25 protein-coding genes are annotated in these 25,441 nt (G+C 68.7%); 13 read left to right on the forward strand and 12 right to left on the reverse strand.

The annotated features are described in order from the left end of the window. Positions 1-13: 13 nt before the first annotated feature. Entirely contained in the window at positions 14-166 is a 153-nt protein-coding gene (locus tag DFO45_RS08670) for an aa3-type cytochrome c oxidase subunit IV (protein ID WP_012168960.1), read from the reverse strand. Between the two features lie 174 nt (positions 167-340). Between DFO45_RS08670 and DFO45_RS08675 the strand changes: the two genes are divergently transcribed. Both DFO45_RS08675 and DFO45_RS08680 read left to right on the forward strand, forming a co-directional pair. Then, positions 341-1,690: a PA0069 family radical SAM protein gene (locus DFO45_RS08675; protein ID WP_245518001.1), complete on the forward strand. Its 1,350-nt coding sequence runs from the start codon at positions 341-343 to the stop codon at positions 1,688-1,690. 7 nt (positions 1,691-1,697) lie between these two features. Then, positions 1,698-2,132: a VOC family protein gene (locus tag DFO45_RS08680; RefSeq protein WP_133864546.1), complete on the forward strand. Its 435-nt coding sequence runs from the start codon at positions 1,698-1,700 to the stop codon at positions 2,130-2,132. Positions 2,133-2,256: 124 nt separating this feature from the next. Here the strand turns inward: DFO45_RS08680 and DFO45_RS08685 are convergent, their stop codons facing one another. Further along, positions 2,257-2,775 carry a hypothetical protein gene (locus tag DFO45_RS08685; protein ID WP_012168957.1) on the reverse strand — a complete coding sequence of 173 codons (519 nt, stop codon included), beginning with the start codon at positions 2,773-2,775 and terminating at the stop codon, positions 2,257-2,259. 370 nt (positions 2,776-3,145) lie between these two features. On the opposite strand from DFO45_RS08685, the gene groES reads away from it, so the two are divergent. Beyond that, positions 3,146-3,433 carry a co-chaperone GroES gene (gene groES, locus DFO45_RS08690; protein WP_012168956.1) on the forward strand — a complete coding sequence of 96 codons (288 nt, stop codon included), beginning with the start codon at positions 3,146-3,148 and terminating at the stop codon, positions 3,431-3,433. Positions 3,434-3,482: 49 nt separating this feature from the next. Next, complete coding sequence (gene groL / locus DFO45_RS08695; protein WP_012168955.1) at positions 3,483-5,126, forward strand: chaperonin GroEL; 1,644 nt, start codon at positions 3,483-3,485, stop codon at positions 5,124-5,126. Positions 5,127-5,277: 151 nt separating this feature from the next. Here groL and DFO45_RS08700 read toward each other — a convergent pair whose 3' ends face one another. Beyond that, positions 5,278-5,895: a DsbA family protein gene (locus DFO45_RS08700; RefSeq protein WP_166657079.1), complete on the reverse strand. Its 618-nt coding sequence runs from the start codon at positions 5,893-5,895 to the stop codon at positions 5,278-5,280. 7 nt (positions 5,896-5,902) lie between these two features. Continuing rightward, positions 5,903-6,514 (reverse strand): NAD(P)-dependent oxidoreductase, encoded by a 612-nt coding sequence (locus tag DFO45_RS08705; protein ID WP_012168953.1) that lies wholly within the window; start codon positions 6,512-6,514, stop codon positions 5,903-5,905. Positions 6,515-6,647: 133 nt separating this feature from the next. Here DFO45_RS08705 and DFO45_RS08710 point away from each other — a divergent pair, with 133 nt between their 5' ends. From DFO45_RS08710 to DFO45_RS08720, 3 genes are all read left to right on the forward strand, one after another. Next, positions 6,648-7,076, forward strand: a complete 429-nt coding sequence (locus DFO45_RS08710) for a helix-turn-helix domain-containing protein (RefSeq protein ID WP_012168952.1) — start codon at positions 6,648-6,650, stop codon at positions 7,074-7,076. Positions 7,077-7,231: 155 nt separating this feature from the next. Further along, on the forward strand, positions 7,232-7,693 hold the full coding sequence (locus DFO45_RS08715) for a (2Fe-2S)-binding protein (RefSeq protein WP_133864548.1): 462 nt from the start codon (positions 7,232-7,234) through the stop codon (positions 7,691-7,693). A gap of 3 nt (positions 7,694-7,696) precedes the next feature. Continuing rightward, entirely contained in the window at positions 7,697-9,877 is a 2,181-nt protein-coding gene (locus DFO45_RS08720; protein ID WP_133864549.1) for a xanthine dehydrogenase family protein molybdopterin-binding subunit, read from the forward strand. Between the two features lie 48 nt (positions 9,878-9,925). Here the strand turns inward: DFO45_RS08720 and DFO45_RS25200 are convergent, their stop codons facing one another. The 4 genes from DFO45_RS25200 to DFO45_RS25085 form a co-directional block, all read right to left on the reverse strand. Then, entirely contained in the window at positions 9,926-11,023 is a 1,098-nt protein-coding gene (locus tag DFO45_RS25200) for a hypothetical protein (RefSeq protein ID WP_245518002.1), read from the reverse strand. Positions 11,024-11,133: 110 nt separating this feature from the next. Then, complete coding sequence (locus tag DFO45_RS08730) at positions 11,134-11,589, reverse strand: GNAT family N-acetyltransferase (protein ID WP_133864550.1); 456 nt, start codon at positions 11,587-11,589, stop codon at positions 11,134-11,136. Then, a complete protein-coding gene (locus tag DFO45_RS25080; protein ID WP_208299762.1) occupies positions 11,586-12,308 on the reverse strand; it encodes an EAL domain-containing protein in 723 nt (240 codons plus the stop codon). The genes DFO45_RS08730 and DFO45_RS25080 overlap by 4 nt, the downstream gene beginning before the upstream one ends. A 3-nt stretch (positions 12,309-12,311) precedes the next feature. Continuing rightward, positions 12,312-13,883 carry a diguanylate cyclase gene (locus DFO45_RS25085; RefSeq protein WP_208299763.1) on the reverse strand — a complete coding sequence of 524 codons (1,572 nt, stop codon included), beginning with the start codon at positions 13,881-13,883 and terminating at the stop codon, positions 12,312-12,314. A 219-nt stretch (positions 13,884-14,102) separates the two neighbouring features. On the opposite strand from DFO45_RS25085, the gene DFO45_RS08740 reads away from it, so the two are divergent. Continuing rightward, positions 14,103-14,801 carry a TIGR00266 family protein gene (locus DFO45_RS08740; RefSeq protein ID WP_012168946.1) on the forward strand — a complete coding sequence of 233 codons (699 nt, stop codon included), beginning with the start codon at positions 14,103-14,105 and terminating at the stop codon, positions 14,799-14,801. Positions 14,802-15,103: 302 nt separating this feature from the next. Here the strand turns inward: DFO45_RS08740 and DFO45_RS08745 are convergent, their stop codons facing one another. Next, complete coding sequence (locus DFO45_RS08745; RefSeq protein WP_012168945.1) at positions 15,104-16,033, reverse strand: histone deacetylase family protein; 930 nt, start codon at positions 16,031-16,033, stop codon at positions 15,104-15,106. Between the two features lie 190 nt (positions 16,034-16,223). Between DFO45_RS08745 and DFO45_RS08750 the strand changes: the two genes are divergently transcribed. Then, entirely contained in the window at positions 16,224-17,252 is a 1,029-nt protein-coding gene (locus DFO45_RS08750; protein ID WP_245518003.1) for an LLM class flavin-dependent oxidoreductase, read from the forward strand. Positions 17,253-17,525: 273 nt separating this feature from the next. On the opposite strand, the gene ppdK is transcribed toward DFO45_RS08750, so the two are convergent. After that, a complete protein-coding gene (ppdK, locus tag DFO45_RS08755) occupies positions 17,526-20,204 on the reverse strand; it encodes a pyruvate, phosphate dikinase (RefSeq protein WP_012168941.1) in 2,679 nt (892 codons plus the stop codon). Between the two features lie 123 nt (positions 20,205-20,327). After that, positions 20,328-20,468, reverse strand: coding sequence for a DUF3096 domain-containing protein (locus DFO45_RS08760; RefSeq protein WP_012168940.1), 141 nt, complete (start codon positions 20,466-20,468; stop codon positions 20,328-20,330). Positions 20,469-20,680: 212 nt separating this feature from the next. Between DFO45_RS08760 and DFO45_RS08765 the strand changes: the two genes are divergently transcribed. From DFO45_RS08765 to DFO45_RS08775, 3 genes are all read left to right on the forward strand, one after another. Further along, positions 20,681-21,568, forward strand: a complete 888-nt coding sequence (locus DFO45_RS08765; protein ID WP_133864552.1) for an MBL fold metallo-hydrolase — start codon at positions 20,681-20,683, stop codon at positions 21,566-21,568. Between the two features lie 124 nt (positions 21,569-21,692). Then, a complete protein-coding gene (locus DFO45_RS08770; RefSeq protein ID WP_133864553.1) occupies positions 21,693-22,721 on the forward strand; it encodes an L-threonylcarbamoyladenylate synthase in 1,029 nt (342 codons plus the stop codon). A gap of 24 nt (positions 22,722-22,745) precedes the next feature. Further along, complete coding sequence (locus DFO45_RS08775; protein WP_133864554.1) at positions 22,746-23,186, forward strand: GNAT family acetyltransferase; 441 nt, start codon at positions 22,746-22,748, stop codon at positions 23,184-23,186. Between the two features lie 3 nt (positions 23,187-23,189). On the opposite strand, the gene DFO45_RS08780 is transcribed toward DFO45_RS08775, so the two are convergent. Then, the gene (locus DFO45_RS08780; protein ID WP_133864555.1) at positions 23,190-24,626 is read right to left on the reverse strand and encodes a PLP-dependent aminotransferase family protein; all 1,437 of its coding nucleotides are present in this window, start codon (positions 24,624-24,626) and stop codon (positions 23,190-23,192) included. A gap of 65 nt (positions 24,627-24,691) precedes the next feature. On the opposite strand from DFO45_RS08780, the gene DFO45_RS08785 reads away from it, so the two are divergent. Further along, positions 24,692-25,432 (forward strand): pyridoxamine 5'-phosphate oxidase family protein, encoded by a 741-nt coding sequence (locus tag DFO45_RS08785; RefSeq protein ID WP_133864556.1) that lies wholly within the window; start codon positions 24,692-24,694, stop codon positions 25,430-25,432. Positions 25,433-25,441 lie beyond the last annotated feature (9 nt).

Genomic DNA, 25,441 nt, shown 5'->3' on the forward strand with positions numbered 1-25,441 from the left:
TTCCGAGCAGCGCTCAGAGGAGAGTGAACCACATGATGACCATCAGGGCGGCGACGGCGACCGTGCCCCATTTGGTCAGCGCGGTGAAAAGCTCGTAGGTCCGCTTGTGCTCGGCATAATCATTGCCGTCAGCAGTCGCGTATTCGATCGCACCGTGCTCGGACATCGGATCCCCCCCTGGCGGATGGTGGATTAGGCCCTTTAGCGGATGAGGGCTCTTGTGGCAACTTTGCGGTGGTGGACAATATACCAGTCAAGCGCCTGATCAAGCGCAAAACGCGCTCCTCTACCGGGAAGTTTGTTCTTGTTTTGTTCCTAACTTGGACGTAGGATTCCAAGCATGGAATTGCATCGCGACTCTTCCCCCTCCTCCGCCCCGGACTTTGCCGCCCTGCCGGACGACCGCTGGTCGGCGGCGCGCGAACGGCTGGATGCGGCGCGACGTCACAGCGCCGAAGCGCTCGCCAAGGCCCGCAGAAGCCTGGGCGAGCCCGCCGGGGAGGAGCCCCGCACCTCGAGGGGCGCGCGCATCATGGGCCGGCTCGCGGAAGAGCGCGACCGCCCCATGCCCACGCCGCGCGCGGCGGCGCAGGACGCGGCCGCCGGCGAGGGCGGAACGCAGGTGGACGAGACGGCACGTCGCGGGCGCGGCGCGCTCTCCAATGCCGCGGGCCGCTTCGAGCCAGCCGCCCGCGTGCTCTTCGACGACGGATGGCAGTCGCTGGACGAGCTGCCCCCCTTCCGCACGCAGGTCACCGAGGAGCGGGCGCGCACCGTCATCACCCGCAACCAGTCCCCGGACATCGGCTTCGACCGCTCCATCAATGCCTATCGCGGCTGCGAGCATGGCTGCATCTATTGCTTCGCGCGGCCCACCCACGCCTATCAGGGCCTCTCCGCTGGCCTCGATTTCGAGACAAAGCTGTTCGTGAAGCCCGATGCGCCCGAGTTGCTGGCGCGCGAGCTGGCGCAGCCGCGCTACCAGCCGCGCACCATCGCCATGGGCACCAATACGGACCCCTACCAGCCCATCGAGCGCCAGCACGAGATCACCCGTCGCATCCTCCAGGTGCTGAGCGACTTCGGCCATCCGGTCGCCATCGTCACCAAGTCGGCGCTGGTGGCGCGGGACATCGACATCCTCGCCCCCATGGCCGAGAAGGGGCTCGCCAAGGTGGCCATTTCCGTCACCACGCTGGACCCGCATCTCGCCCGCCTCATGGAGCCGCGGGCCGCGGCACCGCACCGGAGGCTCGCCACCATCCAGCGCCTGTCGGAGGCCGGCATTCCCACCGCCGTCCTCTCCGCCCCGCTCATTCCCGCGCTCAACGACAGCGAAATCGAACGCATCCTCGATGCGGCGAAGTTCGCCGGCGCGACGGAAGCCGGCTATGTCACCCTGCGCCTGCCGCTGGAGATAGCCGATCTCTTCAAGGAGTGGCTGGTGACGCATTTTCCCGACAAGGCCCGCCATGTGATGGCGCTGGTGCGGGAGATGCACGGCGGGAAGGATTATGATTCGACCTTCGGCAAACGCGGGCGGGGCGACGGCCCCTATGCCTGGACGCTCGGCCGCCGCTTCGAGATCGCCGCCAAGCGCCTCGGGCTCAATGCCCGCAGCCACAAGCTCTCCACCGCCCATTTCCGCCGCCCGGTTCAGGCCGGCCAGCAGCTCTCGCTTTTCGACTGAGGTCCCGATGCTCCCCGCCTTCGCGCTCCATCTCGTCACGCTCGGCGTCGCCGATCTCGCGCGCGCCACCGCCTTCTATACGGCCATGGGGCTGGAGCGGCGGGAGCATGCCACAACGGGTGTGTCCTTCTTTCAGGCGGGCGGCGTCGCCTTGTCCCTGTTCCCGCGCGCGGCACTCGCCGCGGACGCGGGCCTTGACGCCAAAGCGGGCACGGGACGGGCGGCAGCAACGCTCGCCTTCAACGTGCCGGACGAGGCGAGCGTCGATGCCGCCCTCGCCCATGCGGCGCGCCTCGGCGCGGAAATCGTAAAGCCCGCCCAGCGGGCCTTCTGGGGCGGCTATTCCGGCTATTTCGCCGATCCAGACGGCCATCTGTGGGAAGTGGCTCACAATCCGTTCTGGCCACTGGATTCGGACGGGCGTCCCACTCTGCCGGACTGATGACGGCATCGACTGTCCCGACCGTCGTCTGGGGACCGGACGGATCACGCGCGTCCGCGCGGCGTGCGAAACGCAAAAGCCCCGGCCGGAGCCGGGGCTTTGAGACTGTCAGACGCGGACCGGATCAGTTGCAGCGCACATAGACCATGGTGCCGTAGCGCTTGTTCACTTCCGGATCCACCCACTTGAGCACCAGCACATGGCCGTCCCAGCGCAGCACCTGCCGGTCGCGCACGTCGCCGGCCGCATCCTCGGGCGGGCCGATGTAGGTGGGACCGCCGGCGGCCTTGGAGACCACTTCCGTCAGCTTCGGATCGTCGGCCAGATACATCATGACGCCGCCATTGGGGCCAGCGGTGATGATGTAGGGGTTGGAGCACTGGGCGCGGGCCTGCGCCTCGGTGCGCCCGGCATCCTCGGGGCGGTGGTAGGCCGCAAGACCGTAGCGGCCCACGAGGCTCGAGGCCGGGATCGGGCTCGTATACTGGGGCGGGCCGGGCGGCGGCGGGGGCGGCGGCGCCTCCGTGGTGGCGCAGGCGGCCAGCAGCAGGCCCGCGCACGTGACGGCCGCGATCGCGCCCAGCGAACGGCGTTTTCCTGAAGCGACATCCGCGCGAACCGGACGGATGGACGACTGAGGCATTCAACTACTCCGAGGCGCGAGAGCCCAGATATCGGGGAAGGCCGCTCCCCAGGCGAACGGTAGCGGACGGACCATAGAACGGGGCGGATGCGGCGTCGACCCGGAGCCACCCGCGCCGCTGCCGGCGGTCGCCACGCCCGCTGAAGCAAGAGCTTAAGACAGACGAAGTTACCACTTGGTTCCCGAACCTGCCGTCGCGATCCCGTGAGGCGTCCGCCCCGGCGCCGCCCATTTCTGCTGCGATGTGTTGTCCATCAGCCTTGACGCGGCGAGGGGCCGACCTTATCTCCGGGCCGAGTTTGGCACTCCCATCCGGTGAGTGCCAGCAATGCGAGCGCGCCTCGCTTCACTGCCCGAGAGGATCAGGCCCATGTCCTTCCGTCCCCTGCATGACCGCGTGGTCGTCAAGCGCATCGAAGCCGAGCAGAAGACTGCCGGCGGCATCATCATCCCCGACACCGCCAAGGAAAAGCCCCAGGAGGGCGAGGTGGTCGCCGTGGGTCCGGGCGCCCGTGACGAGAACGGCAAGGTCGTGGCCCTCGACGTGAAGGCCGGCGACCGCGTGCTGTTCGGCAAGTGGTCCGGCACCGAGGTCAAGATCGACGGCCAGGACCTGCTGATCATGAAGGAAAGCGACATCCTCGGCGTGATCGGCTGATCCGCGCCCGCCTGTCCCTTCCTCCCGTTTCCCATTCAGGAGAGCCAACATGGCTGCCAAAGAAGTCAAGTTCGCCGGCGAAGCCCGCGAGAAGATGCTGCGCGGCGTGGACATCCTCGCCAACGCGGTGAAGGTCACTCTCGGCCCCAAGGGCCGCAATGTGGTGATCGAGAAGTCCTTCGGCGCCCCGCGCATCACCAAGGACGGCGTCTCCGTCGCCAAGGAGATCGAGCTCGAGGACAAGTTCGAGAACCTCGGCGCCCAGCTGGTGCGTGAAGTCGCCTCCAAGACCAATGACCTCGCCGGTGACGGCACCACCACCGCCACGGTGCTGGCCCAGGCCATTGTCAAGGAAGGCGCCAAGGCGGTTGCCGCCGGCATGAACCCGATGGACCTGAAGCGCGGCATCGACCTCGCCACCGCCGCTGCGGTGAAGGACATCCAGGCCCGCGCCAAGAAGGTCTCCTCCTCCGCCGAGGTGGCTCAGGTCGGCACCATTTCCGCCAATGGCGACAGCTCCATCGGCGAGATGATCGCCGGCGCGATGCAGAAGGTCGGCAACGAGGGTGTCATCACCGTCGAGGAAGCCAAGACCGCCGAGACCGAGCTCGAAGTGGTCGAAGGCATGCAGTTCGACCGCGGCTATCTCTCTCCCTATTTCATCACGAATGCGGAGAAGATGATCGCTGACCTCGAAGATCCCTTCCTGCTGATCTTCGAGAAGAAGCTCTCCGGCCTCCAGCCGATCCTGCCGGTCCTTGAGGCCGTGGTGCAGTCCGGCAAGCCGCTCGTCATCGTGGCCGAGGACGTCGAGGGCGAGGCTCTGGCCACCCTCGTGGTCAACAAGCTGCGCGGCGGCCTCAAGGTCGCGGCCGTGAAGGCTCCCGGCTTCGGTGACCGTCGCAAGGCCATGCTCGAGGATATCGCCATCCTCACCGGCGGCCAGGTGATCTCCGAGGATCTCGGCATCAAGCTCGAGAACGTGACGCTGGCCCAGCTCGGCCGCGCCAAGAAGGTCATCCTCGAGAAGGAAAAGACCACGATCGTCGACGGCGTCGGCGAGAAGGCGGAGATCGAGGCCCGCGTGGCGCAGATCAAGGCGCAGATCGAGGAGACCTCCTCGGACTACGACCGCGAGAAGCTCCAGGAGCGTCTGGCCAAGCTCGCGGGCGGCGTCGCCGTCATCCGCGTCGGCGGCTCCACGGAAGTGGAAGTCAAGGAGAAGAAGGACCGCGTGGACGACGCGCTGAACGCCACCCGCGCTGCGGTGGAAGAAGGCATCGTCCCCGGCGGCGGCGTGGCCCTGCTGCGCGCCAAGAAGGCCGTGGAAGCCCTTTCCTCCGAGAACCCCGACATCGCCGCCGGCATCAAGATCGTGCTGCGCGCCCTTGAGGCCCCGATCCGCCAGATCGCCGAGAACTCCGGCGTGGAAGGCTCCATCGTGGTGGGCAAGGTGCTCGAAAGCGAAGGCAACTTCGGCTTCAACGCCCAGACCGAGCAGTATGTGGACCTCGTCGCTGAAGGCGTCGTGGACCCGGCCAAGGTCGTGCGCACCGCCCTCCAGGACGCCTCTTCCGTGGCCAGCCTGCTGGTGACCACCGAGGCGCTCATCGCCGAGCTGCCGAAGAAGGACGCCGGCATGCCCGCGATGCCGGGCGGCGGCATGGGTGGCATGGGCGGCATGGACTTCTGAGGACGTCCAAGCCGACCAACAGTTCAGGTATTCCGAAGCTGGCGAAGGCCAGCTTCGGTGGCGGCATGGACTTCTGAGGACGTCCAAGCCGACCAGAGTTCAGTATGCGTAGGAGGGAGCCGGTTCGCCGGCTCCCTTTTCTTTTGCGCGGTCATGCGGCCTTGAGCAGGTCCGCGAACTTGCCCGGCTGGCCATAGAGCTGCGTGTGCGGGAGCACGTCGAAGCGACCGTCGCTCTCGCGCACGAAGCCGGGAAAGCCGCCGAGCCCGAAGCGGGCCATGAGCCTGCGGGTCTGCGACAGATGATCGGCGACGGGCTGGCGGCCGAGCGCCGAAACGAAGCCCTCCCGGTCGAGACCCAGTCCCTGCGCAAGATCAGCCAGCGTCTCCGGCTCCACCACCCTTTTGCCGTCCACATAATGGGCGCGCTGGATGGCGACGTGCATCCCGAGCCCCTGCCCCGCCAGCTCCTCGGCCGCCATCACCGCCGCGATGGGCGGCAGCGAGTGGAGGCGCAGGGCGGGGTCCGGCAGCAATTCGTCCAGATAGGGCCGCCCGAACGCCTGTCCTGTCATCTGCGCGATGCGGGCGTCCGCCGCGCGGATGTGGCTCACCATGGCCGGGGCGAGTTGGGCGGGCTCCGGAAAGAGCCCGCCTCCATGCAGCACGATCTCGACGCCCGGAACGGCGGCCGCAGCTTCGGCGAGCGGCGCGGCGGCGTAGCACCATCCGCACAGCGGATCATGGATGTAGTGCAGGCGGATGGTCATGACGCCCTCAGTAGCCGACGGTGAAGCGCGCGCGGGGGTGGCGCGGCGTCTCGATCTCGTCCGCCAGCGCGATGGCATAATCGGCGAAGGAGATGGAACTGTTGCCATCCGCCGCCACCAGGAGCCCATCACCGCCGACGCGGAAGGTGCCGGTGCGCGGGCCATGGAAGAACAGAGCGGCGGGTGAGAGGAAGGTCCAGTTGAGGTCCGGCTCGGCCTTCAGCTTGTCGAGGAAGGCGCCGCCCGCCTTGGCTTCGCCGAGGTAGATCGCCGGGAAATCCGGCGTATCGAACAGCTTCACCCCGGGCGCCACCTCAAGGCTGCCGGCCCCGCCGACCACCAGATAGCGCGGCACACCCGCCTGCTTCACCGCGGAAATCAGCTCATCCGCGTCGCTGGCCAGGAAATGGATGGAGCTGACCACGGCATCATGGCCGGCGATCAGCTTGGCGATTCCGGCGGCATCGCCCGCATCGCCGGCTACGGCCGTCACGCCGGGCAGCTTGGCGATCTTGTCCGCATTGCGGGCGATGGCGGTGACCTGATGGCCGCGGCGGGCGAGTTCGGCGGTGATTTCGGCGCCGGCATTTCCCGAGGCGCCGATGACTGCGATCTTCATGACGATCTGTTCCTTAAGTTTCCGATAGAAACCAGATGTCCTTTTTAGTATCAGGTGTAAAGAACGCACCTTGGCGTGATCTGGTCACCGTCTGGAAACCTCACGATCCCGCCGCAGCGCCATAGAGCCGCCGATGCAGACCGATCTCCCGCCGAACACCTATGCCGCCGATTGCCCCACCCGCCAGATTCTCGACCGGATCGCGGACAAATGGGCCGTGCTCATCCTGCAGTTGCTGGCGGACGAGCCCCAGCGCTTCAACGCGCTGCGGCGGAAGATCCAGGGCCTGTCGCAGAAGGTCCTCTCGCAGACACTGAAGACACTGGAGCGCGACGGCTTCGTCACCCGCACGGCTTTCCCCACGGTGCCGGTGACGGTCGAATATGCCCTCACGCCCCTCGGGGCCTCGCTCGCGGAAACCCTCACGCCCCTGTCCCGTTGGGCGGAGGCGCACATCAAGGATGTGGAAGCCGCCCGCGCCGCCTTCGACCACCGCCGGGCCACGTCCGGCGAGGGCGTTCCGCAAGGCCAAACGGAGAGCCACGCCCCGGTCGCGCTTTGACAGTACGGAACGTCTCCCGAGATCGGTGGGGGCGGATCACCTCCATTTCGTGAACGCAGCATTTCGAAATCACACTCTGGAACGCCTCCAGGTTGTGATTACGTAAGGCTCGTTTTTCGAACCGCCGCGCTTCAGCCGGCGGCAGGGAGTCCGCCATGCCCATCACCCTTTCCATCAACGGCCAGACCCGGACGGTCGAGGCCGAGCCGGACACGCCCCTTCTCTGGGTGCTGCGCGACGAACTGGACCTCACCGGCACCAAGTTCGGCTGCGGCCAAGCCCTCTGCGGCGCCTGCACGGTGCATGTGGACGGCACCGCCGTTCGCTCCTGCCAGACCGCCATCGGCGACGTTGGCGACGCCAAGGTCACCACCATCGAGGGCCTGAAGAGCCGCGAGGCCGAGGCCGTCCAGGCGGCCTGGCGTCAGCTCGATGTGGTCCAGTGCGGCTATTGCCAGTCCGGCCAGATCATGTCCGCCGTCGCGCTGCTCACCGACAACAAGAAGCCCACGGACGCCGACATCGACGCCGCCATGGACGGCAATGTCTGCCGCTGCGCCACCTACCAGCGCGTCCGCGCCGCCATCCACGACGCCGCCCGCCGGCTGGAGGCCTGAGCCATGAATGCCATTCTCAAAGCCGCCGAAGCCGGTCTCTCGCGCCGCGCCATCCTCAGGGCCATGGGCGGGGTCGGCATCGGCCTCGTCATCGGCACCGACATCCTGCCCACCGGCCCCGCCGCCGCGGCGACGGATGCCGCCGCCGCCAGCATCAATCCCTTCGTGCGCATCGCGCCGGACGGCACCATCACGGTGGTGGTGAAGCATCTCGACCTCGGCCAGGGCACCACCACGGGCTTTGCCACGCTGGTGGCGGAGGAACTGGACGCCGACCTCTCCAAGGTGAAGACCGAGTTCGCCCCGCTCGACCCCAAGGTCTATGGCAATGCCGCCTTCGGCGGCGCGCAGGGCACCGGCGGCTCCACTTCCATGGCGGCAAGCTTCGACGTCTATCGCCGGGCGGGTGCTGCGGCCCGCGCGATGCTTCTGGCGGCGGGCGCCAAGGCGCTCAACGTGCCGGCGGATGCCATCACCATCACTTCCGGCACGCTGATGGCCGGCCCGAAGACCGCGACCTTCGGCGAACTCGCCGCCTCGGCCGCGCGCGAGCCGGTGCCGCAGGACCCGCCGCTCAAGAAGGCGGCCAATTACGCGCTGGTGGGCAAGGAGGGCACGCACCGCGTGGACAACCTCCTCAAGACCACGGGCACCGCCACCTATACGCAGGACGTGAAGCTGCCCGGCATGCTGGTGGCGGTGGTGGCCCATCCCCCGCGCTTCGGCGCCAAGGCGCTGAAGGTGGACGATGCCGCCGCCCGCGCCGTGAAGGGCGTCGAGGCGGTGGTCGTGGTGCCGCAGGGCGTCGCGGTGCTGGCCAAGACCACCTATGCCGCCATGAAGGGCCGCAACGCCCTGAAGGTGGAGTGGGACGAAGCCAAGGCGGAGAAGCGCGGCACCGATGCGCTGCGCGAGGAATATCGCGCGCTGCTGGGCAAGCCCGGCAACGTGGCCGAGACCGAAGGCAATGTGGAGGACGCCTTCAAGGCGCCCGGCGTGAAGGTGGTGGAGGCGGATTTCGAATTCCCCTTCCTCGCCCACGCGCCCATGGAGCCCATGAATGCGGTGGCCCAGATCACCGGTGATCAGGTGACCATCTGGACCGCCTCGCAGTTCCCCTCCGCCGACGCCCCCGGCGCGGCGGCGGCGGCGGGCACCAGCGTCGACAAGGTGACCATCAACAGCCTCTGGGCGGGCGGCAGCTTCGGCCGCCGCGCGGTCGCCAATGCCGACTTCGTGGTGGAGGCCGTGGCCATCGCCAAGGCCCATGGCAAGGGCGTGCCGGTGAAGCTGGTGTGGACCCGCGAGGACGACATGAAGGCGGGCTACTACCGCCCCATGTATCTGCACCGGGTGAAGGCGGCGGTGGACGCCTCCGGCAAGCCGGTGGCGTGGAAGCACCATGTGGTCGGCCAGTCCATCCTCTCGGGCACCTTCTTCGAGAAGATGATGGTGGTGAACAATATCGACGCCACCTCCATCGAGGGCGCGGCGGGCATGGGCTACGCCATTCCCAACCTGCATGTGGAGCTCACCAGCCCCAAGGTGGGGGTGCCGGTGCTGTGGTGGCGCTCGGTCGGCCACACCCACACCGCTTATGCGGTGGAGGTGATGATCGACCAGCTCGCCAAGGCCGCCGGGAAGGACCCGGTGGCGTTCCGGATGGAGATCCTGAAGGACCCGCGCCTCAAGGCGGTGCTGGCGCTGGCGGCCGAGAAGGCGCGCTGGGGCACTACGCTGGAGAAGGGCCGCTTCCGGGGCGTTGCCGCCCACAAGAGCTTCAACACCTATGTGGCTGAAGTGGCGGAGATCACGCTGCTGGAGAAGGGCTACCGGGTTGATCGCGTGGTGGCGGCGGTGGACTGCGGCTTGGTGGTCAATCCCGACGTGGTGCGGGCGCAGGTGGAAGGCGGCGTCGGCTTCGGCCTCGGCCATGTGATGCAGGACGCCATCACGCTGACCGACGGCCAGGTGGACCAGGCCAATTTCGATACCTACGAGCCGCTGCGCATGTCGCAGATGCCCAAGGTGGAGGTGCATATCGTGCCCTCCACCGAGAAGCCCACGGGCATCGGCGAGCCCGGCGTGCCGCCCATCGGGCCGGCGGTGGCCAACGCGCTGTTCGCGGCCACGGGCAAGCCGATGCTCAACCTGCCCTTCAACCGGCAGACCATCGGCTCCTGACTTTCACCGACCAGACGATACGAAGGGGCGGAGCGATCCGCCCCTTCGTCATTTCAGCGGCCGGAAGCCGACATAACCGCCGTCGGCGTCATAGAGATAATCGAAGCCGTTGAGGAAGCGGACGGACGTGTTCACGAAGGGCGCCGGATTGGTGTCCCGCCCCACCAGCACCACGTTGAGCGGCGCCACCGGGTTCGCGGTGTCCCCCGCCGCAAAGCTATAGCTGATGCCCTGTGCGCCGGTTACGGAGACGGACACGCTGGTGCCGGGCACGAGCGCCGGCTGGTCCTTGGCATCGGGCGCGGTCAGGCCCGACAGTTGCTCGGGCGGCACCTTGAGATACATGGTGGTGACGCCCGTATCCATGAGCATCGTCCCGCAGGCGGGCGGCGTGCGCCCGGCCACCGAGAGGCAGGCCGGCACCGCCTGCCAGTCCGGATAGGTCGGGCTCTTCTCCAGCTTCAGGAAGGTGAAGCCCTGCGTGCTCGGGACGTCGAGGCCCACCAGCACGCCGGCGCGGGAGACCACATAGCCCCGGCGCATGGCACCCGGCTGGCTGGGCGTGCCCATGCCCTCGATGCTGAGCAGCGGATTGTGATCCGGCGTGCTCTGGGCCTGATGGTCATGCTGGCGGGCAAAGCCCACGCCCACCATGGCGATGTGCGTCGGGTTCGGATTGGGCCGGCAGCGCCGCGCCTTGGGCATGCAGGCCACTTCCTGCACCGCCAGCACGGGCATGGGCCGGGTGGTGACGCGGGTGCCGTCGGCTCCCCGCAGGGTGAGCGGCGTTTGCACCCACACGCCCTTCTCGATCTGGCCGGAGCTGGAATAGGTGAGCGAGCCCGGCCCCAGTTGCGGCAGCTGGCTGAGGTTCGGAATGAGATTGGCCGAGACGACGACGCCGGTGGACCCGGTATCCATCACCGCCCGGCGCTTGCGCCCGCCGGGGAAGCGGATCTCCAGCTTGGGCGTGCGGGCGATGGCTTCGCCCGACGCCGGCGCATTGAGGAAGGGGAGGAAGACCGCGCCGGTTGCCGCGGAGAGATCGGGCCCCGCCATCTGCGCGGCGGCCGGTGCCATCCCGGCCGGCAGCGCGAGACCCACGGCCAGAGCGAGGCACAGACCGTGCCGGAACAATCGGTTCATGGATCAGGCCCTCGCGCATGCCGGTCCGATGTGGCGTTCGCCGGCCGGCTGGAGGCCCCTTCATACCACACATTCCGGACCCGCCGATGGGTCCCCCGGCGCGTCGACGATCAGGCTGCGAGCGTCTTCAGCATGTAGATGCGCTTCAGGCCCTTCTCCTCGGCCCGGTGGGTCTCGCGATAGCCGATGCGGCTATAGAGCGCGACATTCTCGACCATGATCTCCTGCGTGTAGAGCCGGATCGCGCCATAGCCGGCGGCACGGGCGCTCTCCTCTGCAAACAGGAGCAGCGCGCGGCCGATGCCGGTGCCGTGCCGCGCGGGGTCCACCGCCACATTGTCGAGCAGCATGGCATCGTCCTGTGGCAGCAGGACCAAGAGGCCGGCGATCGCGCCATCCGCCTCTGCCACATGGACCCGGCCTTCTCCGATGAGTTGGCCGTAATCATCGCGCATGGGGCCGGGCAGCAGCCCGTTGCGCGCGACATAAGGCGAATAGGCGGCACGGACCAGCGCTTCGATGGCGGCGCGGTCCTCGGGTCGGGCGGGGCGGATGGGCAGCGTCATGCGCCGATCCTAGCACGCTCCCGCAACTCCGGCCCGCAGTCCCCCGGGGGCGTGTCGCACAGGATGAAGCGCGCCGCGAATTCGCGCGCGGGCATCGGCCGCCCGAACAGATAGCCCTGCGCCTCGTCGCAGCCATTCTCCCGCAGGAAGGCCATCTGCCGCTCGTCTTCCACCCCTTCCGCGATGACCGACATGCCGAAGGCCCGGCCGAGGAAGAGCACGGCCTTCACGATGGCGGCGTCCTGCGGTGCGTCGTTCACATTGCGCAGGAAGGAGCGGTCGATCTTCAGCCGGGAGACGGGATAGCGCTTGAGGAGGCTCAAGGACGCAAAGCCGGTGCCGTAATCATCGAAGGCGAGGCCGACGCCGAGCGCGCGCAGATCATGCAGCAGGCGGATGGTGGCGGGGTCCGTCTGTAGCAGGATCGTCTCCACGATCTCCAGTTCCAGCGCGTCGGGCGGCAGGCCGCTCTCCGCCAGCGCCCGACGCACCGTGCTCATCAGCCGGCCGGAGCGGAACTGCGCCTCGAACAGATTGACGCCCATGCGGAAGCCCGGCACCGCCACCCGCCATTCAGCCGCCTGCCTCAGCGCGGTGTTGAGGATCCATTCCCCCACCTCCGCGGCGGAAGGCTTGTGACTCAGCACGTCCAGGAAGGCGGCGGGGGTGAGAAGGCCGCGCTGCGGATGGTTCCAGCGCAGCAGCGCCTCGGCCCCCATCAGCTAGCCGCGTGAAGTGAGCACCTGCGGCTGGTAATAGAGCTCGAACTCGCCGTTCTCGAAGGCCCGGCGCAGTTCCTCCTCGAAGGCGCGGCGGGCGATGGCCACCTCGCGCAGCATCGGCGTGAAGACCTCGTAGCAGCCCTTGCCGCCGGCCTTCGCCCTGTAGAGCGCAAGATCCGCGGCGCTGATGAGATCCTCGCCGCGCGCGCCATGAGCCGGATAGAAAGCGATGCCGATGCTGGCGCCGATGGAGACCTTGCGCTCGCCGACGCCGTAGCGGTCGGTGACGGCCGCGACCACGCGCTCGGCCACCACCCGCGCCCGATGCTCGTCATTACCGGCCAGCAGCACCACGAACTCGTCGCCGCCGAGCCGCGCCACGATGAGCGCCTCATGGCAACTGGAGGCCAGGCGACCCGCCACCTCCTTGAGCACCGCATCACCGGCGGAATGCCCGAGCGTATCGTTGGCTTCCTTGAAGCCGTCGAGATCGATCATCAGAACGGTGGCACCGGGCTCGGAGGCCAGCGTCTGCGACAGGCACTGGCGCCACGCGCTGCGGTTAGGCAGGTCGGTGAGCGTATCCCGCGAGGCGAGGCGGAAGAGCCGCTCCTCATTCTGCCGCCGGTCGCTCACATCGCGCACGATGGCCCCCACGCTGAGGTTCGGGCCGTCACGCCAGATGGAGAGGGAGCATTCGGCGGGAAACTCGACGCCGTCCCTGCGCCGGCCCGTCACCTCGAACGTGCGCAGGGCAGAGCCGAGGCCGCCGCCCCGGCGCATGCGCTCCATCAGCACGTCATAGGCCCGGCGCAGGTGACCGGGCACCAGAATGCGGCAGGACCGGCCGTGAATGTCCTTCGCCCCATGGCCGAACAGGCGCTCGGCGGAACTGTTCCAGAAGCCGATCTCGCCCTGCGCATTCATGCAGATGATGGCATCGGGGGAGGTGGCGGCGATGTTCTCGAACCGGGCCTGGCTGATGTTGCGGGCGTGGTCCAGCCGCCGCAGTTCCATGCGGTCCACCGCCATGGCGGCAAGGTCGTTGAGATTGTGCCGATCGGTCTCGGTGAAGCGGAAGCGGGGCTCGTGATCGATGAGGCAGACCGTGCCCACCTTCTCGCCCGTGGGCGCGATCAGCGGGCGGCCGGCATAGAAGCGGATGAAGGGCGGGCCGAGCACCAGCGGGTTGGCGCGGAAGCGCGGATCGCGGGTGGCATCGGGAATGACGAGGATCTCGTCCTGCATGATGGCATGGGCGCAGAACGAGACCTCCCGGCTCGTCTCGCAGACGGGAAAGCCCACGCTCGCCTTGAAGAACTGCCGGTCGCGGCCCAGCAGCGACACGAGGACGATGGGCACGTCGAAAACCCGCGCCGCCAGGGCGGCCAGCCGGTCGAAATCCGCCTCCGGCGGGGTATCCATCAGATGGTAGGAGGCCAGCACCGCGAGGCGTGCCTCCTCATTGTCCGGCACCGGATAGGGCAGAGCCTGCTGCACCATCGGCTGCGACTGGTCCTGCCCGCACGCCCGCGCGGCCTCGCCGGAGGCCTCGATCTTCTCACTCGCCATACGTCCGTCCACCTCGTCCGCGACCGTCGCGGCATGGAAGCGGAGCCGTCGCCAGCGCGCGCTTTCCGCCAGTCTGCCCGTCATCCCTTGCCGGAAACTGGCGTGCACGCCTGTGACTGCGCGTTCTCATCCTACGCCCGCACCAGAGCCGCAGATGACCGGCTTGCCCCCCATGCGCGCCACCGGCACTCTGCGCCTCCCACTCTCTCGAGGCTTGCCATGCGCCACCAGATCACCGGCACCACCCTCCCCGTCCTTCAGGTCACGCTGGCGGCGGGCGAGACGCTGCTGGCCGAAACCGACCGCCTGTCCTGGATGACCAACAACATCGCGCTGGAGACCACCACCAGTGCGGGCACGGGCGGCGGCGGCTTCTTCGGCGCCATCGGCCGGGCCATCTCCGGCGGTGGGCTGTTCATGACCCACTTCACCGCGCAGGGCGGCGAGGGGCTGGTGGCCTTTGCCGCCACCGTGCCGGGCGCGATCATCGAGGAACAGGTCTCGCCAGGGCGCGGGTTCATGATCCACCGCCACGGCTTCCTTGCCGGCTCGGCGGAGCTCACGCTCGCCATCGGCTTCCAGCAGAATCTCGGCTCCGGCGTGTTCGGCGGCAACGGCTTCGTGCTCCAGCGCCTCACCGGCCAGGGCACCGCCTTCATCGAACTGGGCGGCGAGATCGTGAGCTATGAGTTGCAGCCGGGCCAGCAGCTTCTGGTGCACCCCGGCCATGTGGGCATGTTCGAGGAGAGCGTCGGCTTCGACATCACCATGATGCGGGGCATCCGCAACGTGCTGTTCGGCGGCGATGGCCTGTTCCTCGCCCAGCTCACTGGCCCCGGCCGCGTGTGGCTCCAGACCCTCACCCCCTCCAAGCTCGCCCACGCGCTAGAGCCCTATCTGCCGCGCGACCAGAAGTGAGGGGTCGGGGGCACCCCGTTGGTGATCGGGTGCTTTCGGATCGTCTGCTTACTGAGAGCGCGTGTACCCCCCTCCCCGGCCCTCCCCCGCAAGGGGAGAGGGAGTGGCGGTGCGCGAACGAAGAACGCGCCCTGTAACGGACGGATCGTCAGGCGACGAGCGTCACCTCTCAGATTTCACCCTCCCCCCTTGCGGGGGAGGGCAGGGAGGGGGGTAGAACGCTCGCCGCAAAAGCAACGACTGCGGAAAAGCGCGCGCCGAAGAAGCACCCGCTCAACCGAGCGCGCGAACCACCCGCCCCCTCACCCGTGCATCAACGCCGTCACATGCGCGGCGGCGGACTGGGCGAGGCCTTCGAGGTCGTAGCCGCCCTCCAGAATGGAGACGAGGCGGCCGTCCGAATGCTTGTCGGCCACATCCATCAGCTTCTTCGTCACCCAGCCGAAGTCCGTGTCCACGAGGCGCAGGGAGGCCAGTGGATCGTTCTTGTGGGCGTCGAAGCCGGCGGAGATGATGACGAGCTCGGGCCGGAAGGTCTCAAGCCGCGGCAGGATGCGGCTCTCGAACGCCTCCTTGAACTTGTCGCCCGCATCGCCGGAGCGCAGCGGCGCGTTCACGATATTGCCGGTGATGCCCACCTCGCCCACCGCGCCGGTGCCGGGATAGAGCGGCATCTCGTGGGTGGAGGCATAGAGCACGCTGTCGTCGGCCCAGAAGATCTCCTGCGTGCCGTTGCCGTGATGCACGTCGAAATCGATGATCGCCACCCGGCCGAGGCCGTATTTCGCCTGCGCGTGGCGGGCGGCGATGGCGGCCTGGTTGAGCAGGCAGAACCCCATGGGCCGGCGCGTCTCGCAATGGTGGCCCGGCGGCCGCATGGCGACGAAGGCGTTGTCCACGCGCTTCTCCATCACCTCGTCCACGGCGAAGCAGGCCCCGCCCACGGCCCGGAGCACCGCTTCCCACGAGCCGGGCGAGAGGATGGTGTCGCTGTCGATGCGCACGATGCCCTCGGCCGGGGTCGCCTCGCCCAAGGCGTCCACGAAGTCCGCCGGATGCACGCGGATGATGTCCTCCCGCTCCCCGCGCGGCGCCTGATCGCGCAACAGATTGGCGAAGCGCTCCTGCTCGAAGATGCGATCGAGCGCCCGCAGCCGGTCGGCCCGTTCCGGATGGCCGGTGGGGGTCGCGTGGGCAAGGCCCGCGGGATGGGTGATGAGCAGGGTGGTCATTGGCGTTCGGCCTCTCTGGCGGGCAGTTTCCTCGACTTCTGATATACCTTATTCCACGCCTACCGCTTTGATCCAGCGCCGTATGGCGCGCTTTTCCGGTGGCCCGCCGCGCCCGCCGACAGCGCCCACGTTCAAGCGCCCCGGTCCGCGATCTGCTAGGAGAGCGGTCCCATTTTCGGAGTTTCCCGCCTTGTCTCTCCTCGAACTCGGGCTCGACACCTTCGGCGATGTCACGGTCGCCGCCGACGGCACGCCCAAGCCCCACGCCCAGGTGTTGCGCAACGTGGTCGCCGAAGCCGTCCTCGCCGATGAGGTCGGCGTCGATTTCATCGGCCTCGGCGAGCACCATCGCGACGACTTCGCCATTTCCGCCCCCGACGTGGTGCTTGCCGCCATCGCCGCCCGCACGCAGCGCATCCGCCTCGGCTCGGCGGTGACCGTGCTCTCCTCGGATGATCCGATCCGCGTCTTCCAGCGCTTCTCCACCTTGGACGCGCTGTCCAACGGCCGGGCGGAAGTCATCCTCGGGCGCGGCTCCTTTACCGAGAGCTTCCCGCTGTTCGGCTTCGCGCTTCAGGATTACGAGACGCTGTTCACCCAGAAGCTCGATCTCTTCGCGGCGCTGCTCACCAATGCGCCGGTGACATGGTCGGGCTCCATTCGCCCGCCGCTGAAGGACCAGAAGGTCTTCCCGCCCATCGAGGCGGGCCGGCTGAAGACCTGGATCGGTGTCGGCGGCACGCCGGAATCGGTGGTGCGCGCGGCCCATTACGGCCTGCCGCTCATGCTGGCCATCATCGGTGGCGCCCCCTCGCGCTTCCGCGCCTATGCGGAGCTCTACCGCCGCGCGCTGGAAGAGGCCCGCCAGCCCGCCTTACCGCTCGGCGTCCACTCGCCCGGCTATATCGCCGATACGGACGAGGCGGCGAAGGAGGAGATGTTCGGCCCCTACAAGACCATGCGCGACCGCATCGGCGCCGAGCGCGGCTGGCCGCCCATGGGCCGGGATGAGTTCGAGCGGGAAGTCTCCCACGGCTCGCTCTATGTGGGTTCGCCCGAGACCGTGGCCCGCAAGATCGCCGCCACGGCGAAGGCTCTGGGTCTCGACCGCTTCGACCTGAAATACAGCGGCGGCCCCATCCCCCACGCGGGCCAGATGCGTTGCGTCGAGCTCTACGGCACCAAGGTCATCCCCATGGTGCGCGACATGCTGGGCTGAGGGGACTCTTTCTGAGGACGGAGGAAGGTGGACGGCGTTCTACCCCCCTCCCAACCCTCCCCCACAGGGGGGAGGGCTTTAGCGCTGAAGCCCCACAGAAGAGCGACACGGTACCCACCCGTGCAACGAACCCCCTCCCCCGCTTTGCGGGGGAGGGCTGGGGAGGGGGTAATGCCCTCTCCGCTCGAAGCACCCAACAGCCCCGCGCACCGCACCAAAAAACGAAAACGGGCGCCCAGCGGCGCCCGTTTCCAGTTCAGAACAGAGCCGGGCTCACGCCTGGCTGGCGGCCTTGCGGCCGAGCGCGGCCTGCGCGGCGGCGAGGCGGGCGATCGGCACGCGGAAGGGCGAGCACGACACGTAGTCGAGGCCCACCTCGTCGCAGAAGGCGACCGAGGCCGGATCGCCGCCATGCTCGCCGCAGATGCCGAGCTTGATGTCGGGGCGCGACTGGCGGCCGCGCTCCACGCCGATCTTCACCAGCTCGCCCACGCCTTCCACGTCGATGGAGACGAACGGGTCCACCTCGATGATGCCCTTCTGGACATACGGGCCGAGGAAGGTGCCCGCGTCGTCGCGCGAGACGCCGTAGCATGTCTGGGTGAGGTCGTTGGTACCGAACGAGAAGAACTCGGCGGTCTCCGCGATCTCCTTGGCGCGCAGGGCGGCGCGCGGCAGCTCGATCATGGTGCCCACCTGGAAGGTGAGCTTGGCGCCGGTCTCTTCCTCGACCGCCTTGGCCACGGCCTGGATGCGGGCGTTGACGATGTCGAACTCCGCCTTGGTGGCGATGAGCGGCACCATCACTTCCGGCACCACGGCCTCGCCGGTCTTCTTCGCGGCGATGACGGCCGCCTCGAAGATGGCGCGGGCCTGCATCTCGGCGATTTCCGGGAAGGCGATGGCGATGCGGCAGCCACGGAAGCCGAGCATGGGGTTGACCTCATGCAGCTCCTTCTGGCGGCGCTCGATGCGCTCCACCTCGACGCCGAGGCTCTTGGCGACTTCCTGAACTTCCGCGTCGGTGTGCGGCAGGAACTCGTGCAGCGGCGGGTCGAGCAGGCGGATCGTGACGGGCAGGCCCTTCATGATCTCGAACAGCTCGACGAAGTCCTCGCGCTGCATGGGCAGCAGCTTGGCAAGCGCCGAGCGGCGGCCGGCCTCGTCGTCGGCCAGGATCATCTCGCGCACGGCGAGGATGCGGCCGGCGTCGAAGAACATGTGCTCCGTGCGCGAGAGGCCGATGCCCTCGGCGCCGAAGGAGCGGGCCATGCGCGCGTCCAGCGGGGTTTCCGCATTTGCGCGGATCTTGAGGCGGCGCACCTTGTCGGCCCAGCCCATGAGGGTCGCGAACTCGCCGGAGAGTTCCGGCTGCTGCATCGGAACCTCGCCGGCCAGCACCTGGCCGGTGGAGCCGTCGATGGTGAGGGTCTCGCCCTTCTTGTAGGTCTTGCCGGCCACGGTGAGCGTCTGCGCCGCATAGTCGATGCGCAGCGAGCCGGCGCCGGAGACGCAGGGCTTGCCCATGCCGCGCGCCACCACGGCGGCGTGGGAGGTCATGCCGCCGCGCGAGGTCAGGATCCCCTCGGCCGCGTGCATGCCGTGGATGTCTTCCGGCGAGGTCTCGATGCGGACCAGGATCACCTTGTGGCCCTGGTGCTTCATCGTCTCGGCCTCGTCTGCCGAGAAGACGATGGCGCCCGCCGCCGCGCCGGGCGACGCCGGCAGGCCGGTGGCGATCACGTTGCGCTCGGCCTTGGGGTCGATGGCCGGGTGCAGGAGCTGGTCGAGAGAGGCGGGATCGACGCGGGCGACCGCCTCCTCCTGGGTGATGAGGCCTTCATTGGCGAGCTCCACCGCGATCCGCAGCGACGCCTTGGCGGTGCGCTTGCCGGAGCGGGTCTGGAGCATCCACAGCTTGCCCTTCTCGACCGTGAATTCGAGATCCTGCATGTCCCGGTAGTGCTTCTCCAGCACGTGGGAGATGCGCTCGAATTCCTTGAAGGCGTCCGGCAGGGCGCTTTCCATGGAGGGCTTGTCGGAGCCGGCGGCGATGCGGGCGCGCTCGGTCAGGTCCTGCGGGGTGCGGATGCCCGCCACCACGTCCTCGCCCTGCGCGTTCACGAGGAACTCGCCATAGAGCGCGTTCTCGCCGGTGGAGGGGTTGCGGGTGAAGGCGACGCCCGTGGCCGAGGTCTCGCCCATGTTGCCGAACACCATGGCCTGCACGTTCACGGCCGTGCCCCAGCTCTCCGGAATGGAGTGCAGGCGGCGGTAGGTGATGGCGCGCTGATTCATCCAAGAGCCGAACACGGCGCCGATGGCGCCCCAGAGCTGGTCCTGCGGATTTTGCGGGAAGGGCTTGCCCAGCTCCTTCTCGACCTTCGCCTTGTACTCCACGACGAGCTTCGCCCAGTCGTCGGCATCAAGGTCGGTGTCGAGGGTGTGGCCGTGCTGCGACTTGTAACCCTCGAGGATCTCCTCGAAGTGGTGGTGGTCCACGCCGAGCACCACGTCGGAATACATGGTGATGAAGCGGCGGTAGCTGTCGTAGGCGAAGCGGCGGTCGTTGGCGAGCTTGGCCACGGCTTCCACGGTCTCATCGTTGAGGCCGAGGTTGAGCACGGTGTCCATCATGCCCGGCATGGAGGCGCGGGCACCGGAGCGGACCGAGACGAGAAGCGGATTGGCGGGATCGCCGAAGGTCTTGCCGGTGAGCGCGCCGACCTTGGCGAGCGCGGCCTCCACATCACCCTTCAGCTCGGCCGGATAGGTCTCGCCATGGGCGTAATAATAGGTGCAGACTTCGGTGGTAATCGTGAAGCCAGGAGGAACGGGCAGGCCGAGATTGGCCATCTCGGCGAGGTTCGCACCCTTGCCGCCGAGCAGGTTCCGCATCTCGGATTTTCCTTCGGCCTTGCCGTCGCCGAAGGAGTAGACCCATTTCGTCATCTCGGAGATCCCCTTAGGGTAGCGCGCGCGTCAGAGGCCGACGGCGCGGTTGCTTTAGCTTGCGAAAGGGCAAGCTTCAACTGCACGGAACGGCCCGCCCTGAGGGAAGGCCCGAATGCGGTATCAATGGGGCACAAGACCAAGGATCCCCACGACGATCAGGTAGATCGCCACCAGAACGTTCAGCAGGCGTGGAAAAAGCAGGATGAGGATGCCCGCTATCAGAGCGACGATCGGCTGGATGATCACGAGGTCGAAAGTCATCTGAGGCTCTCCTTATGCGTGTGCGCCGGCAGCGCTCACGCTAGAAAGAGGCGGGGGTCGTCTCTGGTTCCGTCCTTCTAGCCATCTCGCGCGTGCAATGCCACATCAACCTCACGCCGCTGTGATCATCCCTTGGACGGAGGCCGATTGCTGCGCAGCAGCAGGTGTGCGGTGATTTCCCAAGGTCAGGTCCGTTGATGGGGATGGCGGCCATGCTTGGACGATGGGTGCGACAGCTCTGGCCCTTCCAGCCCCGCCCGGCGTCGGGCCCGCGCCATCCGGTCGCACCCTGCCACGTGCTGGGTCTTGCGGCCCTGGCGCTCCTGGCCATGCCCTTTCTCGTCGCTGCGCCGGCGGCGGCGGAGCCGGAGAAGTGCCCGCGCATGGTGGCCGGGCCGGTGCTGAAGCCCCGTGTCATCCCGGCGGCCTTCCGGCTCGCAGCGGCGGAGGGCGGGCAGGTGCGGCTCACCTTCGTCGGCCACGCCACCTTCCTGATCGAGAGCCCGCACGGCGTCACCATCGCAACCGACTATAACGACTACGTCCGCCCGAACATCGTGCCGCAGATCGTCACCATGAACCGGGCGCACGATACCCACTACACGAACAACCCCGATCCCGGCATCGCGCACATCCTGCGCGGCTGGAACGACGACGGCACGCCGCCGCGCATCGAACTCACCGTGGACGACGTGTGGATCCGCAACGTCTCCACCAACATCCGGCAGGGCAGCGCCACGCGCTATGACGGCAATTCCATCTTCGTCTTCGAGGTGGCGGGCCTGTGCATCGCCCATCTCGGCCATCTGCATCACATTCTGACGCCCGACCATCTGGAGGCGCTGGGCCGCATCGACGTCGTGCTGGCGCCGGTGGACGGCTCCTACACGCTCGACATCGAAGGCATGATGGAGAATCTGAAGGCCATCAACGCGCCGCTGGTCATCCCCATGCACTATTTCAGCTCTTGGGGACTGGACCGCTTCCTCTCGCGCCTCGGCAAGGAGTACCAGATCCAGCGCTCCGAAAGCCCCAGCGTCCTGCTCGCCCGCGAGACCCTGCCGCGCAAGCCGACCGTGCTCGTGCTGCCCGGCCGGTGACGCACGGCACCTCCGCATCCGGGCGAGATGCCTTGACCTGACACGCCGGAGCGCCTTTAAGCCCGAGCGCGCACGGCGGCGGCCCGCCGTGGCCCGGCACGGCCGGTCTTCAGGCACCGGACAGATGAGCGCTTCCCTCGCCCCGCCCTCCGCTTCCCGCAGCACGCAGGTGCTGCCGGCGACCTCTCTCGCCCGCGCCAAGGCGGCGGCAGTGGTCGCGGGGCGGCTCATCGGCGAGGGCAAGGTGGTCGCCTTCCCCACCGAGACGGTCTACGGCCTGGGGGCCGACGCGGGCAACCCGCGGGCGGTCGCGGACGTCTATGCCGCCAAGGGGCGCCCGGCCTTCAACCCGCTCATCTCCCACGTGCCGGATCTTGCCGCCGCCGAGCGGCTGGGCGTGCTGAATGCGGATGCGGTGAAGCTCGCCCGCGCCTTCTGGCCGGGGCCGCTCACCCTCGTGGTGCCCTGCCGCGACACGGATGCCATCTGCGACCTTGCCCGCGCCGGCCTCGCCACGACGGCACTGCGGGTGCCCAACCACCCGGCCGCCCTCGCCTTCCTTGCGGCTGCGGGACGGCCCGTGGTGGGGCCGAGCGCCAACCGCTCCGGCCATGTCTCGCCCACGACGGCCGCCCATGTGATGGCCGATCTCGACGGTCGCATCGACGCGGTGCTGGATGCGGGGCCGACAATGGTCGGCGTCGAATCGACCATCGTCGACTGCTCGGGCGCGGAACCGCGCCTGCTGCGGCCCGGCGGGCTCGCACGTGCCGACATCGAAGCCGTACTCGGCCGCCCCCTGCCCGATGCGGCGGGCGGCGATGAGGCCAAGCCCTCCGCCCCCGGCCGGCTCGCCTCACATTACGCGCCAAACGCCACCGTGCGGCTGGATGTGGCGGAGGTGCAGCCCGGCGAGGCGCTGCTCACCTTCGCCGGCCACCGGCCGACGGGCAGCGAGGGCGCCGCCTTCGTCTATGACCTCTCCCCCGCCGGCGATCTCGCGGAGGCGGCGAGCCGCCTCTATGGGGCGCTGCGCGCCATCGACGCGCGCGGCGCGGCGGGCATCGCCGTGGTGCCACTGCCCCGCGAGGGGCTGGGCGAGGCCATCGCCGACCGCCTCGGCCGCGCCGCCGCCCCCCGCCCGCACGACTGACAACTCCTGTCCGAGGTCTTCTCCATGAGCGACGCGCCCCCCGCCCTTGCCATCGGCCATGCCGCGCCGGAGGACACGGAGGCCCTTGTGGCGCTCTGGCAGCGCTGCAACCTCACCCGCCCCTGGAACGACCCGCACGCGGACATCGCCCTCGCCAAGCGCGGGCCGCATTCCACCATCCTCGTCCTGCGCGACGGCGCGCGTCTTGCCGCCTCCGTCATGGTCGGGCACGACGGCCATCGGGGCTGGATGTATTATCTCGGCGTTGATCCCGACTATGAAGGCACCGGCCTCGGCCGGAAGCTGGTGGCGGCTGCCGAGGACTGGCTGAAAGCGCGCGGCGTGCCCAAGGTGATGCTGCTGGTACGCCCGGACAATGAGAAGGTGCGCGGCTTCTATGAGGCGCTCGGCTATCTCGACGAACCGCGCGTCGTCTTTTCCAAGCGCCTCGACGAAACCGCCTGACCCTCACCCGCCGATCCGCGCCAGCCAGCGGCGGGCGGCGCTTGCCAGCTCCTCCGGCGGGAAGCCGGAAAACCCGATGACGAGGCCGGCCTCAGGCGGCCGATCCACATGGAGCGGCGAGAGCGCGCGGGGGCCGAACCCCTCCGCCCGCGCCGCCGCGAGCAGCGGCGCGTCCTGGGTCCAGTCGGGCCGTCGGGCCACGAGGTGCAGGCCCTGATCGGGCGCCGCGACAGACAGGCCGCCTTCGTTCAGCACGTCCACCAGCGCATCGCGGGCGTCTCGCGCGCGGCGGCGGGCCCGGCGCAGGTGGGCGGAGAAATGCCCTTCGCGCAGGAAGTCCGCCAGTGCGTCCTCCAGCAGCGAGGGCGGGAAGCGGTCCGAGCGGTTGCGCACGGCAATCATCGCGTCCAGCAGCGCCTCCGGCACCACGGCATAGCCCACCCGCAGGCCCGGAAAGAGCGCCTTGGAGAAGGTGCCCACATAGATCACCCGCCCCGCCCCATCGATGCCCTGAAGAGCGGTGAGCGGGGGGCCGGCATAACGATATTCGCTGTCGTAATCGTCCTCGATGATCCAGCCCCCGGCGCGCCGCGCCCAGTCGATGAGGGCGAGGCGGCGGGCCATGGTGAGGGTGACGCCCAGCGGAAACTGGTGCGAGGGTGTCACATAGACCGCCCGCGCATGGGGCGCCCGCGCTTCGCCCGCCGCCGGATCGAGACCCTCCCCGTCCACCGGCACCCCGATGAGGCGCATGCCGGCGCCCTCGAAGGCGGCACGGGCCATGGGATAGCAGGGATCCTCGATCCACACCGGATCGCCGGGCTTGAGCGCCGCGCGGATGATGAGATCGAGCGCCTGCTGCGAGCCGGAGGTCAGCACCACCTGGTCGCCATGGCAGCGCACGCCGCGCGCCGTGCGCAGATAGGCCGCCACCTCCTCCCTGAGCGCCCGGCTGCCCCGCGGATCGCCATAGCCGAAGTGATGGCGGGCCGGCACCGCCAGATGGCGGGTGATGAGCCCGCGCAGGATCTGGAAGGTGCGCGCGTCGGGCGCCGCGCGGCCGAGCGCGCCGGGCAGCGGCGGCGCCACGGCGGGGCGCGGGTCCGGCGGCGGCGCGGCAGGGGCGATCTGCGGCACGGCGGCGGCGACGAAAGTGCCCGCCCCCACCCGCGCCTCGGCAAAGCCCTCCGCCAGCAGCAGCTCGAACGCCGCCACAGCCGCCCCGCGCGAGAGGCCGAGCCGCGCCGCCAGCTCCCGCGTGGGCGGCAACTTGGTGCCGGGGCGCAGGACGCCGCCTTCGATCAGCCGCCGCAATTCCGCATAGAGCGCCACCGGTCGTGGGCCAGCCTTGGGCAGCACGGGAATGAGGGCCGACCAGTCGGCGGCATGGACCTCCGGGGCAGCGGCCTCGGAAAGATTGGTCTCGTCGGAACGGCGCATATTGGATCTATCTCAGGTCCAATCCAGAGCCTAGCTCTGAGCCTGCCCGCGCAGAAAGGCAAGCCATGAGCCACGAGACGACCGAGACACGCTTCTCCGAGACCACCTTCCCCGTCACCGACCGCAACCGGGTGAAGCGCCTGCACGAGCGCGGCTCCTATGACCGCGCGGTCGTCTATCCGATCCTCGACGCCGCCTTTCTCTGCCATGTGGCCTATGCCATCGACGGCCAGCCCTTCGCAACGCCCACCATCCACTGGCGCGAGGGCGATACGCTCTATTGGCACGGCTCCTCCGCCAGCCGCATGCTGCGGCACCTGAAGGGCGGCACGCCGGCCTGCCTCACCGTCGCCCATCTGGACGGCCTCGTGCTCGCCCGCTGCGGCTTCAACCATTCGGCCAACTATCGCTCGGCCATGTGCTTCGGCACCGCGCGCATCGTGGAAGAACCGGAGGAGAAGGCGCGTGCCCTCTCCGCGCTGGTGGACCGCTTCTATCCCGGCCGCGACGCCACGCTGCGCCCCTCGACCGCGCAGGAGGTGAAGGCGACCATGGTCATCGCCATGCCCATCGAGGACGCCTCCGCCAAGGTGCGGGCGAAGGGCGTGGGCGATGATGAGGACGATCTCGGCCTGCCCATCTGGGCCGGCGTCATTCCCGTGCGCACGGTGCTCGGAGCGCCCGAGACGAGCCCGCATGTGCCCGCCGGCGTGCCGGTGCCGGATGGCCTCGGCATCTATGCGCTGGGGGCCCCGCTCGATGAGGCCCTGCTCGCCGCACAGCGGATGTATGAGGCGGCGGATTAGGGATCGCGC

The organism is Azorhizobium sp. AG788, assembly GCF_004364705.1.
GTDB lineage: Bacteria > Pseudomonadota > Alphaproteobacteria > Rhizobiales > Xanthobacteraceae > Azorhizobium > Azorhizobium caulinodans.

Bases quoted from the DNA above. Each gene is read 5' to 3' on its own strand.
- DFO45_RS08670 (WP_012168960.1), bottom strand. From the start codon at position 166: ATGTCCGAGCACGGTGCGATCGAATACGCGACTGCTGACGGCAATGAT.
- DFO45_RS08765 (WP_133864552.1), top strand. From the start codon at position 20,681: ATGCTTGGACGATGGGTGCGACAGCTCTGGCCCTTCCAGCCCCGCCCG.
- DFO45_RS08700 (WP_166657079.1), bottom strand. From the start codon at position 5,895: ATGACCATCCGCCTGCACTACATCCATGATCCGCTGTGCGGATGGTGC.
- DFO45_RS08710 (WP_012168952.1), top strand. From the start codon at position 6,648: ATGCAGACCGATCTCCCGCCGAACACCTATGCCGCCGATTGCCCCACC.
- groES (WP_012168956.1), top strand. From the start codon at position 3,146: ATGTCCTTCCGTCCCCTGCATGACCGCGTGGTCGTCAAGCGCATCGAA.
- DFO45_RS08685 (WP_012168957.1), bottom strand. From the start codon at position 2,775: ATGCCTCAGTCGTCCATCCGTCCGGTTCGCGCGGATGTCGCTTCAGGA.
- DFO45_RS08720 (WP_133864549.1), top strand. From the start codon at position 7,697: ATGAATGCCATTCTCAAAGCCGCCGAAGCCGGTCTCTCGCGCCGCGCC.
- DFO45_RS25085 (WP_208299763.1), bottom strand. From the start codon at position 13,883: ATGGCGAGTGAGAAGATCGAGGCCTCCGGCGAGGCCGCGCGGGCGTGC.
- DFO45_RS25200 (WP_245518002.1), bottom strand. From the start codon at position 11,023: ATGAACCGATTGTTCCGGCACGGTCTGTGCCTCGCTCTGGCCGTGGGT.
- DFO45_RS08760 (WP_012168940.1), bottom strand. From the start codon at position 20,468: ATGACTTTCGACCTCGTGATCATCCAGCCGATCGTCGCTCTGATAGCG.
- DFO45_RS08705 (WP_012168953.1), bottom strand. From the start codon at position 6,514: ATGAAGATCGCAGTCATCGGCGCCTCGGGAAATGCCGGCGCCGAAATC.
- DFO45_RS08785 (WP_133864556.1), top strand. From the start codon at position 24,692: ATGAGCCACGAGACGACCGAGACACGCTTCTCCGAGACCACCTTCCCC.
- DFO45_RS08680 (WP_133864546.1), top strand. From the start codon at position 1,698: ATGCTCCCCGCCTTCGCGCTCCATCTCGTCACGCTCGGCGTCGCCGAT.
- DFO45_RS08715 (WP_133864548.1), top strand. From the start codon at position 7,232: ATGCCCATCACCCTTTCCATCAACGGCCAGACCCGGACGGTCGAGGCC.
- DFO45_RS08745 (WP_012168945.1), bottom strand. From the start codon at position 16,033: ATGACCACCCTGCTCATCACCCATCCCGCGGGCCTTGCCCACGCGACC.
- DFO45_RS08770 (WP_133864553.1), top strand. From the start codon at position 21,693: ATGAGCGCTTCCCTCGCCCCGCCCTCCGCTTCCCGCAGCACGCAGGTG.
- DFO45_RS08675 (WP_245518001.1), top strand. From the start codon at position 341: ATGGAATTGCATCGCGACTCTTCCCCCTCCTCCGCCCCGGACTTTGCC.
- DFO45_RS08740 (WP_012168946.1), top strand. From the start codon at position 14,103: ATGCGCCACCAGATCACCGGCACCACCCTCCCCGTCCTTCAGGTCACG.
- DFO45_RS08780 (WP_133864555.1), bottom strand. From the start codon at position 24,626: ATGCGCCGTTCCGACGAGACCAATCTTTCCGAGGCCGCTGCCCCGGAG.
- groL (WP_012168955.1), top strand. From the start codon at position 3,483: ATGGCTGCCAAAGAAGTCAAGTTCGCCGGCGAAGCCCGCGAGAAGATG.
- DFO45_RS08775 (WP_133864554.1), top strand. From the start codon at position 22,746: ATGAGCGACGCGCCCCCCGCCCTTGCCATCGGCCATGCCGCGCCGGAG.
- ppdK (WP_012168941.1), bottom strand. From the start codon at position 20,204: ATGACGAAATGGGTCTACTCCTTCGGCGACGGCAAGGCCGAAGGAAAA.
- DFO45_RS08730 (WP_133864550.1), bottom strand. From the start codon at position 11,589: ATGACGCTGCCCATCCGCCCCGCCCGACCCGAGGACCGCGCCGCCATC.
- DFO45_RS25080 (WP_208299762.1), bottom strand. From the start codon at position 12,308: ATGGGGGCCGAGGCGCTGCTGCGCTGGAACCATCCGCAGCGCGGCCTT.